Source organism: Paenibacillus sp. MCAF9 (assembly GCF_052114265.1).
Classification (GTDB): Bacteria; Bacillota; Bacilli; order Paenibacillales; family Paenibacillaceae; genus Pristimantibacillus.
On sequence record NZ_JBFREL010000012.1, the window covers coordinates 32,375 to 50,258 of the forward strand.

The following is a 17,884-nucleotide window of genomic DNA, read 5'->3' on the forward strand; positions in this document are numbered from 1 at the left end:
CGTGTTATGAGCTGCTTTTCTCGAAATAACGATTCCAGGATTCGATACATTTTTAATCCACTACAAATGGTTGAAATAAGACCTGCTAGGTTCGTAAGCTGTAAATATGCTAAGGGGGGACATCGTTCTGCCTAAGCTTCATAAAAAATAGGAGCTGCTCCAAGCGTAGATACATCTACTTGGGACAGCTCCTTTTCTTTTGTAACGATATAGAACTAACTTTTCAAAAAATCCGGTTTAATGAAATTCAGATTCGATTATTTATAAAATCCTTCTCCGGTAGCTCTTCCAAGCCTAAATAAACTTGTCATATGACAAAACTGGTGACAACGCACACTATTTGTAACTTGAATAATAATTTATATTTGATAGTGGCGTTAAATGATGCGGGAGAACTGCGTAAGTTTAGAGCCGCCAATCATTTTGAAAAGGGAAAAGGGGAAGTAAAACGTGCGGATAGTCAAGAACATACGTAAAAGTTTATTGCTAGGTTTAGCTTTTGTGGTTATGGTAAGTTGGGGGTCTACCCTACATTCTTCAGAAGCTTACGCTGCTAGTGCATTACCAGCGAATCAACCTATTGAGCCCATTTATGAGGATGCAACCAAGATAGACTTTGATGATTCCGATGATGGTGTGTCCGGCGCTATTCCAATTGGATTTTCGTTTGATTTCTACGGGACAAAAAATGAACAGGTTTATGCTAATACCAACGGCCTGCTCATGTTCAACAATCCTACCGATGATTACGGAACACCTGAAAGCCTAGAAGAACTGCCTTTAGAGAGTCCAAATCACTATATTACAGCTTTTTTTGCTGATCTTTCGCTAGAGCCGGATGGTACAGTCCTCTACAAAACGATTGGAGAAGCACCAAATCGGAAATTTGTATTACAATATACGAATATGCGCTTTTGTTGCAACTCTAATATGAACCCCTTCGGAACCTTCCAAGTCATCTTATATGAATCTACTAATGTTATTCAACTGCAATACCCTAATCTTATGGCCATCCACTTACCTTATGATCCAGAACGTTTAGCTAATGAACCTTTTGGTTCAAATGCCTTAATCGGAATACAAGAAAGTGACATAGGCGACTATGTAACGTATTCTCTGAGAGAGAAGAGCTTAACCGCTAAGCAAGCCATTCAATTTATTCCGGATGATCAAGGCAGCTATACAATGATTCGTCACGCTCAGTATGAGCCGATTTTATTGAATAATGAACTGTTTCCGGGTTATACCCAGCTCATAGGTCCAGCAGATGGTACATTCGCTCCCCTATCTCCAACTTTCCAGTGGGAGACTGCTGCCAATGCCGTTTCTTATGAATTTATTTATTCTACTGATTCGGAATTTATTAATTGGGACAGTATCACCGATATCGAAGAAAATAACTTAGATATGAAGGAATTCGAAATAGAGTTAGAAGATGGAGCAACCTACTATTGGAAAGTTGCAGCTAGGAATGACGATGGTTATACAACTTACTCTAATACTTACCGTTTTGTAGCTTCCTCTATTGAGCCTGCAACTGTTGAAACGGATCTAGAAGTGAGTCAAATTAACTCTATGTCGGCAATCGCAGGAGGAACAGTAACTTCAGATGGCGGCGGTGAGGTTACAGAACGGGGAATCGTTTACTCCACTCATCCAAACCCTACTGTAATAGATGGCAAATCCTTAGCTGAATTAGATGGGGCAGATGCCTTTTCTGTTCATCTCACAGGACTTCAATCCGCTACAATCTATTATGCACGTGCATATGTGATAAATGAAATTGGAGTAAGCTACGGTAATGAAGTTGATTTTAGAACATTGAGCTCTAGTGCAAGCTTGAAAACATTAACCTTAAGCAATGTGACATTAGATCAAACGGTAAGCGAAAATGTATACGCCTATACGGGCAATGTGCCTAACTCTTTGTCCAGCATTACTATATCGGCTACGGTCAGTGACTCGACGTATGGCACTGTGACAGCAAGTGTATACAATAGTGCCAATATACTTGTAGCTGGTCCGATTAGCTTAGCGAATGGAGAAACAAGCAGTGAGCTTCCCCTTAATGTAGGCAGCAATCGGATTGAACTATTCGTCATTGCTCAGGATGGCACTGGAACTAAATATACAGCAACGATAACAAGAGCTGCTCATGACAATGGTTCAGTAGACAATGGAAATAACGGCGGTGGTTCAAGCAACAGCTCCGAACCAGTCATCTCCACGAATGGGAGCCTAACGCTTCCCGTTGGAAGAGCCGGCGAGGTTAGATTGGACAATGAGCTCGTTATAACCATTCCAGCCAGTGCTAGTAGCAAAGAGCTGAAATTATCGATCGAGAAAGTATTGAATTCTCAAAATCTGCTTAGCAAAAATGAGCTTCTCGCGAGCTCGATCTATGAGGTTCTAAAAAACTTCCCTGAAAACTTCAATAAACCGGTTACTTTGACGTTTGCATTCGATTCAGCCAAACTGAACAGTAATCAAACGGTCGCAATCTTCTACTTTGATGAAGTGAAGAAGGAATGGGTGAAGGTTAACGGCGGCAAAATTAACGGCAGCCATATTGCTGTAGAGGTCGATCACTTTACGAAGTATGCTGTACTCGTTGTAGACCAAGCAACGGGATTGCCAGTAACAGACTCATCCAACTTTAGTGATACTACAGGACATTGGGCGGAAGCTCAGATTAAACAAGCGGTAAGCAAAGGGATCGTCAAAGGTTACAGCGACGGAACGTTCAAGCCAAATGCTACAGTAACACGCGCTGAATTTGCAGTTATGCTGATGAATGCGCTAAAACCTGCCGACAACGATACTAAGCTGAGTTTCACAGATCACATTGCAGAATGGGCTCAGAAGGCCATTGCGCAAGCATCCGAAGCGAAGATTGTAAATGGCTATGAAGACGGCAGCTTCCGTCCAGCAGCGAGCATATCTCGGTCAGAATTAGCAGTTATGATGGCTAGAGCTGCTAAAGCAGATACAACAGCTGCTACAGTGACAAATTTTGCTGATGATAGCCAAATTCCAGTATGGGCAAAAGGTTCGGTAGCCGCAGTGAAGGAATTGGGAATCATAAGCGGACGCAGCGGTAACCTATTTGTACCTAACGATACGGCTACAAGAGCCGAAGCAGTAACGATCATTATCAATTTGCTTCAATTAAAGAAATAAGCATAAATGAGAATATGCCTAAGACCGTCCATAGGACGATCTTAGGCATATTTTAAATAATAGGCAGCTTGCAAAGCTTTACCTATCCTCTTTTTAACAAACTCCAGTACTATTCACCGCAACCACAATCGTGCGTATACAGAAAATCTAGTCCTCTTTATTCAGCTTACTATACAGATTGGCTAGCTGCTCCCGCTCCTGCTCAGTCAATTTGTCTAATAAATTTGTACGCAGCCGTTGCCCCTCCAGCTGTGCTCTTTTAAGAATATCTGCCCCTTTGTCGGTAATGCCCAAATAAATAATTCGACGATCAGACTCATCCATTAATCTGACGGCTAATTTCTTGGCGACAAGTTTTTCTGATAAATAACTAAGCGTAGGCGGGGTAAGCCCTAATATTTTTGCAATATCCGATGGCCTGCTCTTTCCGTTTTGTTTAAGATGGCCGAGCACAAGCACATGAGAAACACCTAAGTCCTCATTGAATGACTTGTTCCACTGAATAATCATTTTATTGGTAAATTTGTCCATGTTATGTATGAGATTGAAGATGGTTTGCTCTTCCATAAATACCTCCTTGGTGCACATAAATGACAGCCCTTAATTAAAATTAAGGGCTGTCATCATATTACACATTATTGGGCTGAGTATCCACCATCAATTACTAACTCAGATCCTGTAATATACGAAGAATCATCAGAAGCTAAGAACAATGCTGCTTGGGCGATATCGTCAGGTTGGCCTAAACGCTGTAGAGGTGTGGCCTGGATTAAGCGATCTAATAGGTCCTTTGAGGTGCTTAAAGCTTGTGTCATTGGTGTCTCAATGATCCCAGGAAATAGTACGTTTACCCGGATGCCTTGACGGCCAAAGGCTGTAGCCGCCGCTTTAGAGATCGCGCGAACCGCACCCTTAGAGGCTGAATAGTGATTAAAGCCTTGGCCGATCAAAGCCGTGTATGAAGAAATATTAACGATGGAGCCTTTCTTTTGGGCTGCCATATAGGGAGTGACATGCTTCATCCCGGCAAATGGGCCAAACCCATTAATGGAGAGCATTTTCTGCCAATCCTCGATATTGATTTGCTCGTATGGTTTTTCAGAAGAAATGCCAGCGTTATTGACGAGAATATCAATTTTACCAAAACGATCATGAACATCCTTTGCCAGCGCCTGCCAATCATCATCAGAGGCAACATTCAATTTCATTCCGTAAACATTCTGTTTTTGACTTGCCAATTCAAGAGCTGCCTCATTAATGTCTGCGGCAATGACGATAGCTCCTTCTTGTGCAAACAGATTAACCATGTGTTCGCCTATACCCGATGCCCCACCAGTAATGATTGCTACTTTATTGTCCAATTTCCCCATATCGCATTCTCCTAACGTAATTTGATTGATCTGCTATTTGTTCCTATCATTAATACCGCATAGCGAATTTTTATTATTCATGTCAGCATACCTTGGCTGGCCGCTTCAGTCGCAAGCTTCAACTGTTATGGATGCTGTGCCAGTTTCATATATTGCTCGAAATCAGGGACGGATGGGTTTGCAATATAATGCCCTCCCTCAACCTGAATCGTCTGTCCCGTAATAAATCTGGATTCATCTGAAGCCAGGAACAGGACGGTATGTCCAATATCATCGGGTTCTCCGTGATAAGGCAGTGCGTTATATTTAGCGAAGATATCCAATACCTCCGAGGGCATATTATTTTTAGCAGCTGGCGTCAAAATCAATCCAGGTGCTACTGCATTACAACGAATGTTATTCTTCCCATATTGGGTAGCGATATATTTGGTAAGATTTATAACACCTGCCTTCGAAGCTCCGTATGCAACCCGAACTGCATCTCCATGAAAACCCGCCATAGAAGCTGTATTAATAATCGAGCCCCCGCCAGCATGAATCATATGAGGGATAGCAAATCTGCAGCCGAGTAAAACACTCTTTAAATTAACATTCATAAGCCGATCCCACTCATCCAGATCAACGTTAACAACATCTATATCCTTCTTCAGGTTTGTCGAGCCAACATTGTTGAACAGGCTCGTGATTTTACCATATTGTTGTACCGTAAATTCAACTGCTTCCTTAATGGACACTTCGTCCCCGGCATCAAGAAATACACTAACGGCTTCGCCGCCTTGAATTTTAATATTTTCGGCAGCTTCTTTGGCCCCCTCAGCATTAAAATCGGCAATGACTACTTTTGCTCCCTCTTTTGCCATCAAGTTAGCTGCGGACAAGCCTATGCCTGAAGCTCCTCCAGTGATAAGCGCCACTTTCTCGTTCATTCTTCCCATTAATCGTAAACCCCTTCCTTAGAGACACTCACGATAAAGTAATATGATCGTATAATACGAGCTTTATGATCGCATTATATTTAGACGTCTAACTATTCGATGTCTAAATATTATCAAATTAATTATTATCGTGCAAGGGTACAATTTGGTATCGGAAATACGCAAGAAAAATAGGGACAAACGCCATCGTTAGAATCGTACAGCATATGAACGTATATCAGCCCTTTTGCTTTACGCAAAAGGGCTTTTTAAGTCGATATGAATAGTTGTTCTACTTATTATTCGTTCTCTATTGTTTTCAAAAAAGAAAGCACCGCAGCATTCATCTGCTCCAGCCCCGGCTGTTCAATTGGAAAATGGCCTGCCCCTTCTAAAGCTGCATATTCCTTTTTGCTTTTTATTTTTTCAAAAAATGGTTTGCTGAAGCTATACGGAGTCATAGGATCCAATTGAGGATGGACGAGCAAAACCGGACAAACATCAAAATGCTCAGGTTTTATTGCCGGTTTCATATTCATGAACGTTCTTAATAAGCGCAAAGGAATCTTCGTGCCTGCGGCATGAGCATCATTCATAATAAGCTTGGTCAACTCGACATTGTTCGTAATTAATTTCATACGAGATACACGATTAACAGAGATAAGTAAGGAATCTAACAGATTAGGAAAACTGTCCATCGAAAATTTCCCCAACCGGCTAATGAGTTTGTTAGGGGCTAATTGATCACGAACGCTGGAATCACTTGTATCAACAAATGTTGTTGCTATTAATCCTTTCACTTGCTTACTTTGTACTGCGGTGTGATAAGCTAACATGCCTCCTATACTAGTGCCCAGCAAAATAATCGGTTTACCGTCCCGCTTCAATTCCTCATCAATTAACGCAGTAAGTATGTCAATCCAAAGCTGATAATCTAATTGTTTTGCAGATTTTGCATAGCTTAGGCCATACGGTGGCAGATCCGGAGATACCACTTCGTAACCGTAGGTTTGCAGTATTCGTGCATATGGGGCCAGCAATCTGCCATTCCCGCCAGCGCCATGGATGAAAATAATTTTTAATTTTGCATCCGGAGCAGGCATACGATCCAGATGAATATGAACATTGTTATAAGTCATCCATTCTTCTTTTGGCAATCCGTTTTCATTTATCTGCATTTCTTCAGGAAAAAACTTCTGATATTGCTTCCAGTAATCCACCGATTGATTATAGGTTTGAGGCGTATTCATGAATTTAAAAATCCCTCTTCCTTGATTTAAGTCAATGACCAGTCATACTCCTCCTAGTTAAAATGAAAACAATACAGGATCTATAGGAGGCTTTCTTATGAATTTCACCGTACAAGAAAAATCAAATCAGCGAACTGCTGCACTAACGGCTGGCATTTCACTTATCATCATGACTCTTGCCTCATTTTTTTCCTATGGCTTTGTCCATGGGAGCCTTGTTGTGGAGGGCGATGCCAGCGCCACATTCAACAACATCGTATCATCAAATAACCTCTTCAAAGGTGAAATCTTTGGCTGGGTCATCATTATGATTTCTGACATTCTAGTCACCTGGGCCTTTTATGTGTTCCTAGAGCCATTGAATAAGAGCCTTTCATTGCTAGGTGCATGGCTCCGTCTTACCTATACGACAATACTCGGAATTGCCATTTTAAACTTGATCCTTGTATGGCTGCTCTCGAAAAATACAGACCAGTTGGTCTCATTCAGCATCGAACAAACGCAATCACTTATGATGCTATTTCTTGAGGCATTCCAATCGGTATGGTCTATTGGATTGATCGTTTTTGGCGGGCATTTGTTCATTGTGGGCTATGTGGCTTTAAAATCAAACCGTATTCCTAAAGTGATCAGCATTTTATTGCTGCTTGCTTCAATAGGCTATATCGTCGTTCACCTTAGCAAAACGTTTCTTTCACAATATAATGGGGTAATTGATGTACTTAATGTCGTATTTATGGCGCCAATGATTGCAGGAGAGCTAGGCTTTGGAATTTGGCTGCTGCTCAGAGGAGGAAAGCTCCCCAAAAGTGAAAGATAGCTTCCTTAACTATCACTGTTGTTGACCCGTTTCTTGATTCTGCTTAATGACTCTGGCGTTATGCCAAGATAGCTTGCCAATTGATGTTGGGGTACACGATCGACGAGATGAGGCCTTTTTCGCAAAAGCGCTTTGTAGCGTTCTTCAGGTGCAGAAGCAATGAATGATGTCAACTCATCTTGCACCTCACCCAGATTTTCTTCTACCATTATGCGTACCATCGATTCGAGTTGTAAGTGTTTATTGAACATGCCTTTTTCATCATCTAGCTCCCCAACCACCAATATACAATCTTCAAGGCAAGTTAAGTTGTACGCGGACGGTTTATTTTGCTGATGACGATTGAAGATCGATACGGCTTGCTCTTCTGTGAAAAAATTCGATGTAACCTCTTTTCCCGCTTCATCTATTAAGTGCTGTCTGACAATGCCCTTCAGCACGAAATAACACTTTGTGGGAACATCTCCTTGTCTAAGGAGTACTGTTCCCTTTTTATATTCATCGATAAGGATGTCATCGACGATAGCCTGTTGTTCCTCATCGCTAAGAGACGTAAATTTAGTCATATATTTAAACAATATGCTTTTCATTTCGTTATCCTTTCATCAATACCGCTTTACGGTTCAGCATATCATCTAGATAGCCAATTTTAAAGCGCATCTGCCCCTAAAATAAGTCAAAGCGCCTCGCTTGCTGCAACCTTATTATTGGGGATTCGAACCTTCCGTTTATGTGTCGTAAATAATATGAAATAACCTAGCGTTACGAGGATACAGATTAGGATATCAACAAAAATCAGGTTCTGATAATTACCAAAATAGTCAAAAGATAAGCCTCCGATTAATGCCCCCACTATACCGCCTCCCTGATGAAATAGAAGAAGGACACCCGTATGTTTTCCTTTCCCTTTTGCAAATTCATTAATGACAAGGATTCCTCCCGGTACTGCGGTTAAGTAAGTAATTCCGAACGCAATTGCAAATACAATAGGTGAGCTTCCCAAGTGCATAAAGAGGAAAACAAAACCCAAAATACGTATGCCATACAATATGGACATCATCATTAATTTATTGTATCGATCCAGAAAATAGCCGCAAATGAGAGCCCCCGTAATTTCCATAATTCCAAGTATACTCATGGATAAGGCGATCATGCTTGGTGACACTTCTGCCAACTGATGTATAGCTACCAAGTTCATTTCGACGGAACCCATATTAATACCGCAGGTAAACAGCGCAATAGCGACAACGACAAAGATAGGAAGATAGACAAATTTCTTAGGTGCTGTTGTTACTTTAAGCGGTATACCATGCTTTACGACCTCTACTGGACGATCGGTTTGAGCTTTATTTATATTTTGCTGTTGAGAGCTCTTAATTCCCAGCCAAATGACAGGTAATGTCACAACTATTCCTAGGGCAAAAGAAGCCATAAAAGCATCCTTCCAAGTCAGCCATCCCGCGGATACAAAAATTGGCGTAATAATCGCTAATCCTACAGAGGAAGCACTCCCAAGCAGCGCCATTGCTTTAGCACGATGATGCCTAAACCATTCAAACATCAATATATAACTTGTCGTCAGCCCAATACCAGCTAAACCAGAGATTACGCCATATCCAATGAAAAACAAGGTAGGCTGGTTCCCTAACACGACAACGCCAGTACCCAAGGTACTTAAGACTGCACTTATAAACAATATCCTTTTTGCACCGTAACGATCTACAAGCCAGCCACCCAAAGGAGCGCATATCGCTGTAATTAATAAATTAGTCGACCATGCCATCGAAATAAATCCCCTGCTAATCTGTAAATCCATTGCTATTTGCACCTGAAAAAAAGACATGCTGAACCTGGTCAATGCACCAATAAATCCAATAATCCAAAGAGACCCTAATCCAATCCATGCGTAGCTGGATTCCTTAAACCATGTTGTGCCCATTATCATTTCACCCCTGCCGCTCATAAAAGATACCGTTCGGTATCTTTTATGATAACATAGATGGTATGTTTTGCAAGAGTGCAAATTCGTTTGATATACTACGTGTACAAATACAGTTACGTACGGGGGGATGACGATGGAGAAAGGTGAAAAGACACGCCATTACATCATAACGAAAGCCGCTGAACTTTTTAACCAAAAGGGATATTCGGGCTCATCCTTATCTGATATAACAGAGCTGACAGGCATTAAGAAAGGCGGCATTTATCGTCATTTTTCCAGTAAAGATGAGATTGCATTTGAAGCCTTTAGTTATGCCGGGCGTATTGTTGGGGCTCAGCTTGCTCATGCAATCAGTCAACAGGAAACGGCCTCCGGCAAGCTGCTGGCGTATTTGCGAATATATGAGAATGTCGTTGAAGCGCCTCCGTTCATCGGGGGCTGCCCGCTCCTTAATACTGCTATTGAAAGCGACGACAGTCATCCAGGCTTACGTGAGAGAGCCCAGCAAGCCCTGCAAGGTACATTGGAAGCCAAGAAAAAAATCATTTCCGATGGTGTGCAAAGCGGTGAATTTAAGGCAGACCTTGATATAGAGGCGCTGGCTACCTTCTCCCTTTCCATCATGCAGGGCGGCATTATGATGAGCAAGCTTGAAGGCAATAATCAGCATATCCGGATGAATATTAAGAGCTTTGCTGCTTATTTAAAAACAGCGTGCTTACGCGAACCCAGTTAGATGATTTCAAGCCACAAAAAGAGCCTCGTGAGTAGTCACGAGGCTCTTCTTAATAATTTATAATGAGCAAACATTTAGGAAAATTGACTGCCGTTATTCCTTACGCCTCAACAGCTGTTTTTCGGTTCAGAGCTATTTTAGTATCTTCTGCTTCCTCGGCTTGCCCTACACGCTTAATGAAGAAGGAAAGCACCAGACCTACTACTCCGATTCCAATGATGACAAGATACGCATCATTAATCCCTTGAATAGAAGCCTCCATCATAATATGCTCCTTCGAAAAATTAGCCGCGTCGCCTGCTGCAGACATGTCTAGAAGATGTGCCTTTGTCCGGCTAGCCATTACCGTAACAAGCAGAGAAGTACCTATTGCGCCAGCTACCTGTTTGATGGTGTTGGATATTGCAGTACCATGCGCATTTAGTCTTGCAGGCAGTTGGTTGAGACCTGCCGTAGTGATTGGCATCAGGAACATTGCCATACCGAAGCGTCGTCCTGTGGACATCAGCACTAAATACGTATAGCTAGTCGAATCGGTCAGATTAACGAAGCCGATCGTTGTGATAATCGTAATAGCCATACCGATGATGGACAGCCATTTTGCTCCAAACCGGTCGAATAGCTTTCCTGTTACCGGCATCATAAGTCCCATTAGAAGCGCACCAGGGAGCATAAGCAGCCCTGACTCCAAAGCGGTGTATCCACGTGCACTCTGCAAATAGAGCGGAAGCAGCATCATATCTGCATACATGACCATGGTTACAGCAATATTAATAATGGTGGTTAGGGAAAACATGCTGTATTTAAAAGCTCTTAGATCCAGAAGCGGATCCTTCGAAATCAGCTGTCTCCATGTAAACAAAATCAATGAAACCACACCAATAACAATCGATGCAATCACTTCCGCGCTTGACCAGCCTTTGCTTCCAGCACTGCTGAAGCCATAAAGAACGGTACCAAATCCGACTGTTGACAGAACGACGCTCAAAATATCAATTTTAGGATAGGTTCGTTCAGCTACATTTTTCAAGAAAATATAAGCAACCACAATAATGAGGACGACAATTGGAAGCATGCCATAAAACATCGTACGCCATGAATAATGCTCCATGACATAACCAGCGACTGCAGGCCCAATTGCAGGAGCAAAAATAATAGACAATCCAACCATTCCCATGGCAGCTCCGCGCTTATCAGGAGGAAATACGGTCAGAATAACATTCATTAACAGCGGCATAATAATCCCCGCTCCAGCGGCTTGAATAAGGCGGCCAGTTAGCAAAATGTCGAAGTTAGGCGCAACTGCCGAAACAATCGTACCGACGAGAAAAATGATCATGGAAGACTGAAACAGCTCACGGGTCGTAAAACGCTGCATTAAGAATGCAGTGATTGGAATAAGCACCCCGTTAACCAGCATGTATCCGGTTGTCAGCCACTGCGCTGTAGACGCCTCAATGCTAAAGTCAATCATCAACTCTGGCAGCGCAACGCTCATTATCGTCTGATTCAGAACTGCGATGAACGCACCCAGTATCATGACAAACAACAAGGGACCTTTCTTAATTGAATTACTGTCAAAAGCTAAACTTGTACTCATGATGTTCAATCCCTTCAAATTGTTCGTGAATTTAATAAACACTTTGTAGTATAATAAACTCAATGTAAAAGATTATAATTACATCACGCCTAATTTACAAACTACAGATTTTTTGAAAATGTTTATTAGTTTACAGATCATCAGATTCTGTCGTCTATACCGAGAATAAACTACATAAATAACTATTCTTGTCGTTTAAATCATTTGTAGGGAAAGGAAATGAGTACCTATGTCAACTACAACACCGCGAATGGATCCACGTGTACTTCGCACGCGTCAATTGATTCGAGATGCCTTTGTGGATTTGCTGCAGGAGACGGATCTAGAAAAAATAACTGTGAATCGTATTGCGGAACGCGCGACCATCAATCGTGTTACATTCTATCTTCATTACCGAGATATTCCGGAAATGCTTGAGAGATTATCAGACGACATGATTAATGAAATACATACTATTCTTCATGACATTCGAAATCAGCCTCGTTCTACTGATTTGGATTGGTCCATTCTACTTAAAGTGCTCGAGCATATTGCTGAAAACTCTAAGTTTTATAAGGTCCTGCTCGCTTCACAGCGCATACCAATCTTCACGGATAAGCTTTCGAATTTAATTGTTGATCTTATCACTAGCAGAAGAGAGTACCAAAACAACTCCTCATCTAAACCGGCCGTAATCATATCAAAAGATATTGCAATCTGGTACGGCTCCTCCGCCTTTATTGGTACAATTGTCTGCTGGCTTCGCAATGATATGCCTTATACCCCGCTTTTTCTTGCCAAGCAGCTCTCTCAGCTGTTCCGTTTGCATCAAAATACAGACCAGCTCGTAGATCTGGAATAACTTCTCCGAAAACATAAATAAGCTCTCAGTCGAACGAATCAGTTCTACTGAGAGCTTATCTATGTTTTCAGTATTGTTGCTTTAAATGCTATATGGTTGCGATGACATCAACACTCCATCATCTTTTTGTTATATATTCCCGATGTAAGTGTTTTTTTACACTTCATTCCGAATATTTTTGCGCCGGACGCCGTTCACTCTTCCTATATGCCTTCGGAGACATTCCATTCCATTTTTTAAATACCTTGTTGAAATAGCTTTGATCGTTGAAGTTCAGCCATGCTGCGATATCGGTAATCGGATAATCGGTCAGTGTGAGCAGCCTCTTCGCTTCCTCAATCCGTTCACGCTGGACATACTCGGAAATAGTCAGTCCAACCTCCTTCTTGAATAGGCTCGACAAGTAGTTGGGGCTAAGATTCGCACTCTCGGCTAGCCGTTCAAGAGTAATGTCACCATATAAATGGTTAGCGATTTCGTGAAGACTATCCTGTATTGCGGGTGAGTAGTGACCCCGGCGAACCTCCGAGACCCGGTCAACGAAGTCGAACAGTACCTCGGTCATGATGGCGCTTATCGCTTGCAGCGTATCCTTCTCCTCCAGCTGCTGAATATAGAAATCACTCAGCGTAAACGCATCCTCCTCGTGCATTCCTCCTTCAATTGCAGCTCGGCAAATCAGGGCGATTCCCGTAATCATCAGGTTCTTCTCGCTTCGAATCCTGCTCCGCTTGGCCAGCACGCCAAACTCGTCCTCGGCAATGATGGATTCCATGACGAATGTTCTTATTCTCTCCCGCTCTCCGCTACGCACATAGTGCAGCATGACACGCTCATGCGACAGGTTGGCGTGCAGCATACCGCTTCGACGTCTTCGCGACAGCTCAGCATCCGGCTCTTTCTTCTCCACAACCGGTTCCTGCATCGACATTGCATCCGCTAGAAGACTAATCGACGAGTCAACGAGCTGCCTGCGAAGCACATAATAAATCATTCGGCTACATGCGGCTATGCGCTCCGTGGAGAGCAGCGCAATCTCTTCGTACAGCTCCAATAAATGCCTCCGGTTATCAATGGGGAGGGAGCTTATGGTCTCGTTCCATTCACCCTCTTGCGGCTTCTCATTCATGTACGGACCGACGACAAGCGTGCCAGTAAGCTGGTTCTCATCCATCGCATTCACAAAAAAATATTGGAGCCGTGATCGGGTAAAATGAACCGGCTGCTCTGCAGCATAAAGCGCATAAGCGTAGCCCGCCACCTGTTCACGAATGGACGTAAAGTAAGGATTAGACTGAAGCGAACGGTCTGCATATTCCGCTTCAATTGCCCGACCCGGATGAATGATAAATACAGGGATTCCAATCACATCAGAGAGAAGCTGGCCAAAAACAACCAGCTCAGAGAGCTTATTCATACGAACCTCCATTGGGTACGATTAAGGTTAAAAAAGAAGATGATAAGAAAGTACTACAAATCGTTGAAAAATACAATTTTCAAAAATGAAAGCGCATTACAATGAAGAAAGCAAAGATCCTTTGCTATTACACTCGAAAGGGATGAACTCATATGTTGGAAAATAAAATAGCTATCGTTACTGGAGCAGGGAGCGGCATCGGCCGTGCAAGCAGCTTGAAAATGGCCAGCAACGGCGCAACGATTGTCGCTGTTGATTTTAATCAGGAATCCGGTCAAGAGACGGTTCGAATGATTCAGGAACAGGGCGGCGAAGCCATCTTCGTACCGGCCGACGTGTCAAAAAGCGAGGATGTTCAGCGTTATGTAAAAGCGGCCGTCGATACTTACGGACGTATCGATATTTTCTTCAACAATGCCGGCGTTGTACAGAAGTTCTCGAAGCTCGCGGATATTGATGAGAACGAGTTCGACCGAATTATGAACGTTAATGTCCGGGGCGTCTTCCTCGGTATGAAATATGTATTAAAGGTAATGGAGGAACAAGAAAGCGGAACGATCATTAATACCGCTTCGACAGCTGGAGTCAAAAGTGAGCACAGCGCATCCGCTTATTCCGCCAGCAAACATGCGGTTGTCGGCCTGACGAAAGGTGCGGCAATCGAGTATGTGAAAAAAGGCATCCGTATCAACGGCATTTGTCCAGGTGGTGTGGAAACGGCTCTGACGAAGAGCGTAGAACAGGCTTTCATGTCCGGTGGATATGTGCCAGAGGAAGTCGGAAATATGCGTATGGGCCGCTATGCTAAGCCGGACGAGCTAGCGGAGGTAGTCACATTCCTTGCTTCCGATCGCTCCAGCTACATGACGGGCTCCATCGTACTGGTCGATGGTGGGCTGACACTTTAAACGAATGAGAATTCTTTTTTACTGAATTCAATCCGTTCAAAGTATACGCGAGTAAAGTTTCCCCCCATCCAGACTATAGCGAAAATAGGGCATCCCCAATAAGGGTATGCCCTATTACTCTTGGCTTTACAGTTGTAACTCCGTCTATTCTTCTTCCCCCACAAACGATCCCAAGCAGCTATTTTTTCAACTTTGATACAGCCATATGTTTGAAACTGTCATGACCGCTGGCAGCGCTGTTTCATCCACCGCCACATTGTCATACCAGCCCCCAACAGCAAGGTTAAGCACCAAATAAAAAGGCTCGTCAAAGGGCATAATGCCCGGCTCCATAGGGCGCTCGGCGAAGCAATGTCCATCTACCAGCCACCTTATGGAGCTAGCATCCCATTCCAATGAATAATCACGGAATTCGTTAATGGTTCCCTGTTCAAGCTGGTAGGAGAACTCATCGGTAACTTTATGGTCCCAATCCTTCCCGTAGTGCAGCGTTCCGGATACTTGCCTCGGCAAGCGGCCTTTAGCTTCCATAATGTCAATCTCGCCAGAGGCAGGCCAAGGACCGTAAGCCTGATGCTGCGGGAGCAGCCATATGGCTGGCCATAACCCCTGTCCTACTGGCAGCTTTGCGCGAACGATAAGCTTTCCATAGCAAAAGGAGAGGTGGTCTTTTGTATCTATACGGGCCGAGGTGTACGTAAATTGTCGACCGTCTTTTTCAATGGCTTCACGTCGCGCGCATAGGTTTAGCCCCAATTCATCGATATATAGATTGTTAGCATGTCCGGTATAAAACTGCTGTTCCCCATTGCCCCAGCCCGGGTCTATTGGTTTGCCATCATTATCAAGCAAATCGTTGCCAAGGCGAATGTTCCATGCGCTCAAATCGGTGCTTCTATTTAAAAAATCCTGCTCCCATAAAAGCTTGCTCATCCCTTGCACACTCCCTTCATTTATTCACAGCATACTTAATTTTGACGCCCAGTCAAACAAATCCAAAAAAATGGGATAGGGTCAAAAATCATGGCCTTTTTTTCCTAGGTCTATTTTCATACGATGAAAAGGAAGGGGGCGCAGAACATGTTTCAAAACAGGATGGGACAAATAAAAACTTTTTTTAGGCAGTGGCAATTGCAAAGCATGGTAATCCCAGGCATTATATGGATGTTCATCTTTTGTTATATTCCAATGTTTTGGCTGATTATTGCATTTATGGACTTCAGTATCGCCAAGCCCATGCTGCAATCACCCTTTGTAGGGCTGAAACACTTTCAAGATTTTATTACGGATGACCGTTTTTGGCGCTCGATCCGCAATACGCTAGGGATGAGCAGCATCAAGCTGCTGCTAGGTTTTCCCATTCCCATCTTTTTCGCCCTGATGCTTAATGAAATACGGACGATTCGATTTAAGCGCACAGTACAAACCATTTCATACCTTCCGCACTTTATTGCCTGGACCATTTTTGGCGGCATTATGCTCAATTGGCTGGGCGAGGGCGGTGTCATCAACCAACTGATGATGGCGCTCGGATTGCAGGATCGCGAAGTTTTGTTTAATAGTGACGCTAAATATTTTTGGTGGATTACCTATTTCTCCGATACGCTGAAGGAAACGGGCTGGAGTGCCATCATTTATATCGCTGCAATCGCTGGCATTGATCCAGGGCTATATGAGGCAGCGGAGCTCGATGGCGCCAACCGTTGGCAGCGGATGTGGCATATTACCATTCAAAGCATACGTCCTACCATCGCTATTTTGTTCATCCTCGCTGTCAGCGGGATACTCGGCAGCAACTTTGAACAGATCTTTATGTTGAAGAACAACATGAACATGAAGATGGCCGAAAGCCTGGATTTGTACATCTATAACATGGGCTTGGTATCTGGGCGCCATTCCTTCTCAACAGCCGTCTTGTTTGTCCGCTCCATTGTGGCGTTAGGGCTATTATTTTTGGCCAATTACACATCCAAGAAATTAACTGGCGACAGCATTTTTTAAGAAAGAGAGGGCAGATACATGGAAAGACGCAGAAGATTGCGGCGAATTGGAGTATTTGAGGTGTGCAATGCGCTGCTGATGCTGGCAGTTTGCTTCATAACGCTGTACCCGATGTGGTTTGTATTTATAAATTCGCTTAATGCGCCGGAGCAAGCCATGCTGGGCACCGTAAACTGGTTTCCCAAGGAATTCTCACTAGCCAGCTACAGTGTTGTATTCAATGATAAAAGTCTAATGCACGGCTTCTACATTACTACGCTGCGCACGGTGATAGGAACAGCGGTACATGTGTTATTTACCGCCATTGTAGCTTATGGAATGAGCAAATCCAACTTAATCGGCCGCAAAATCTATCTCAAAATCGCCTTGATTACGATGTTGTTTTCAGGCGGCTTAATTCCTTCCTTTATTCTGATGACCAAGCTGGGCCTTTACGACAGCTTTTGGGTATTCATCATCCCGGCTATGTACACTTTTTTCAATATGGTTATATTCATGAGCTTCTTCCGCACTATTCCGGACAGCTTAGAGGAATCCGCAAAGGTAGACGGTGCTTCTGATTATGGCGTTCTGTTTCGAATCGTATTGCCTAACAGCATGGCCGTACTGGCTACCATATCGCTTTTCTCAGCCGTCTATCACTGGAATGATTATTATCAGGGCGTAATCTACATTCGCTCGCAGGATCAGCTGCCTATGCAAACCATACTGTACAAAATCATTGCGGAGAACTCCATGTCCTTCATGCAGCAGCAAGCCATGGCTCAATTCGGCGCAAGACTGCCTGGCAACTCCATCAAGTTTGCATCAATGATGGTGGCAACGCTGCCAATTCTCGTGTTCTATCCCTTTATTCAGCGCTATCTGGTCAAAGGCGTAATGATTGGTGCGATTAAAGGGTAAGT

Annotated in this window: 16 protein-coding genes; 7 read left to right on the plus strand and 9 right to left on the minus strand. The window is 43.3% G+C overall.

The window, feature by feature from the left end; all coding sequences use genetic code 11:
* The first annotated feature begins 450 nt into the window (after positions 1-450).
* Positions 451-3,180, plus strand: a complete 2,730-nt coding sequence (locus tag AB4Z45_RS19005; protein ID WP_441910871.1) for an S-layer homology domain-containing protein — start codon at positions 451-453, stop codon at positions 3,178-3,180.
* 147 nt (positions 3,181-3,327) lie between these two features.
* Here AB4Z45_RS19005 and AB4Z45_RS19010 read toward each other — a convergent pair whose 3' ends face one another.
* From AB4Z45_RS19010 to AB4Z45_RS19025, 4 genes are all read right to left on the minus strand, one after another.
* Positions 3,328-3,747, minus strand: a complete 420-nt coding sequence (locus tag AB4Z45_RS19010; RefSeq protein ID WP_441910872.1) for a MarR family winged helix-turn-helix transcriptional regulator — start codon at positions 3,745-3,747, stop codon at positions 3,328-3,330.
* A 68-nt stretch (positions 3,748-3,815) separates the two neighbouring features.
* A complete protein-coding gene (locus AB4Z45_RS19015) occupies positions 3,816-4,550 on the minus strand; it encodes an SDR family NAD(P)-dependent oxidoreductase (RefSeq protein WP_441910874.1) in 735 nt (244 codons plus the stop codon).
* Positions 4,551-4,675: 125 nt separating this feature from the next.
* A complete protein-coding gene (locus AB4Z45_RS19020) occupies positions 4,676-5,485 on the minus strand; it encodes an SDR family NAD(P)-dependent oxidoreductase (protein ID WP_441910876.1) in 810 nt (269 codons plus the stop codon).
* A gap of 278 nt (positions 5,486-5,763) precedes the next feature.
* Positions 5,764-6,684 (minus strand): alpha/beta hydrolase, encoded by a 921-nt coding sequence (locus AB4Z45_RS19025; protein WP_441910878.1) that lies wholly within the window; start codon positions 6,682-6,684, stop codon positions 5,764-5,766.
* Between the two features lie 127 nt (positions 6,685-6,811).
* On the opposite strand from AB4Z45_RS19025, the gene AB4Z45_RS19030 reads away from it, so the two are divergent.
* Positions 6,812-7,534, plus strand: coding sequence for a DUF4386 domain-containing protein (locus AB4Z45_RS19030; protein WP_441910879.1), 723 nt, complete (start codon positions 6,812-6,814; stop codon positions 7,532-7,534).
* 5 nt (positions 7,535-7,539) lie between these two features.
* Here the strand turns inward: AB4Z45_RS19030 and AB4Z45_RS19035 are convergent, their stop codons facing one another.
* Both AB4Z45_RS19035 and AB4Z45_RS19040 read right to left on the minus strand, forming a co-directional pair.
* Positions 7,540-8,124, minus strand: a complete 585-nt coding sequence (locus AB4Z45_RS19035; protein WP_441910880.1) for a Crp/Fnr family transcriptional regulator — start codon at positions 8,122-8,124, stop codon at positions 7,540-7,542.
* 86 nt (positions 8,125-8,210) lie between these two features.
* Complete coding sequence (locus AB4Z45_RS19040) at positions 8,211-9,473, minus strand: MFS transporter (protein ID WP_441910882.1); 1,263 nt, start codon at positions 9,471-9,473, stop codon at positions 8,211-8,213.
* Between the two features lie 136 nt (positions 9,474-9,609).
* Between AB4Z45_RS19040 and AB4Z45_RS19045 the strand changes: the two genes are divergently transcribed.
* On the plus strand, positions 9,610-10,212 hold the full coding sequence (locus AB4Z45_RS19045; RefSeq protein ID WP_441910883.1) for a TetR/AcrR family transcriptional regulator: 603 nt from the start codon (positions 9,610-9,612) through the stop codon (positions 10,210-10,212).
* Between the two features lie 100 nt (positions 10,213-10,312).
* Here the strand turns inward: AB4Z45_RS19045 and AB4Z45_RS19050 are convergent, their stop codons facing one another.
* Positions 10,313-11,812 (minus strand): DHA2 family efflux MFS transporter permease subunit, encoded by a 1,500-nt coding sequence (locus AB4Z45_RS19050; RefSeq protein WP_441910885.1) that lies wholly within the window; start codon positions 11,810-11,812, stop codon positions 10,313-10,315.
* Between the two features lie 229 nt (positions 11,813-12,041).
* On the opposite strand from AB4Z45_RS19050, the gene AB4Z45_RS19055 reads away from it, so the two are divergent.
* Complete coding sequence (locus AB4Z45_RS19055) at positions 12,042-12,653, plus strand: TetR/AcrR family transcriptional regulator (RefSeq protein WP_441910887.1); 612 nt, start codon at positions 12,042-12,044, stop codon at positions 12,651-12,653.
* Between the two features lie 163 nt (positions 12,654-12,816).
* Here the strand turns inward: AB4Z45_RS19055 and AB4Z45_RS19060 are convergent, their stop codons facing one another.
* Complete coding sequence (locus AB4Z45_RS19060; protein WP_441910889.1) at positions 12,817-14,070, minus strand: helix-turn-helix domain-containing protein; 1,254 nt, start codon at positions 14,068-14,070, stop codon at positions 12,817-12,819.
* Between the two features lie 152 nt (positions 14,071-14,222).
* Here AB4Z45_RS19060 and AB4Z45_RS19065 point away from each other — a divergent pair, with 152 nt between their 5' ends.
* A complete protein-coding gene (locus AB4Z45_RS19065) occupies positions 14,223-14,978 on the plus strand; it encodes an SDR family NAD(P)-dependent oxidoreductase (protein ID WP_076266514.1) in 756 nt (251 codons plus the stop codon).
* A 186-nt stretch (positions 14,979-15,164) separates the two neighbouring features.
* On the opposite strand, the gene AB4Z45_RS19070 is transcribed toward AB4Z45_RS19065, so the two are convergent.
* Positions 15,165-15,911: a glycoside hydrolase family 16 protein gene (locus AB4Z45_RS19070; protein ID WP_441910891.1), complete on the minus strand. Its 747-nt coding sequence runs from the start codon at positions 15,909-15,911 to the stop codon at positions 15,165-15,167.
* A 147-nt stretch (positions 15,912-16,058) separates the two neighbouring features.
* Between AB4Z45_RS19070 and AB4Z45_RS19075 the strand changes: the two genes are divergently transcribed.
* Together AB4Z45_RS19075 and AB4Z45_RS19080 are read left to right on the plus strand one after the other, a co-directional pair.
* A complete protein-coding gene (locus AB4Z45_RS19075) occupies positions 16,059-16,979 on the plus strand; it encodes an ABC transporter permease (protein ID WP_441910893.1) in 921 nt (306 codons plus the stop codon).
* An 18-nt stretch (positions 16,980-16,997) separates the two neighbouring features.
* Complete coding sequence (locus AB4Z45_RS19080) at positions 16,998-17,882, plus strand: carbohydrate ABC transporter permease (protein ID WP_076266517.1); 885 nt, start codon at positions 16,998-17,000, stop codon at positions 17,880-17,882.
* Positions 17,883-17,884 lie beyond the last annotated feature (2 nt).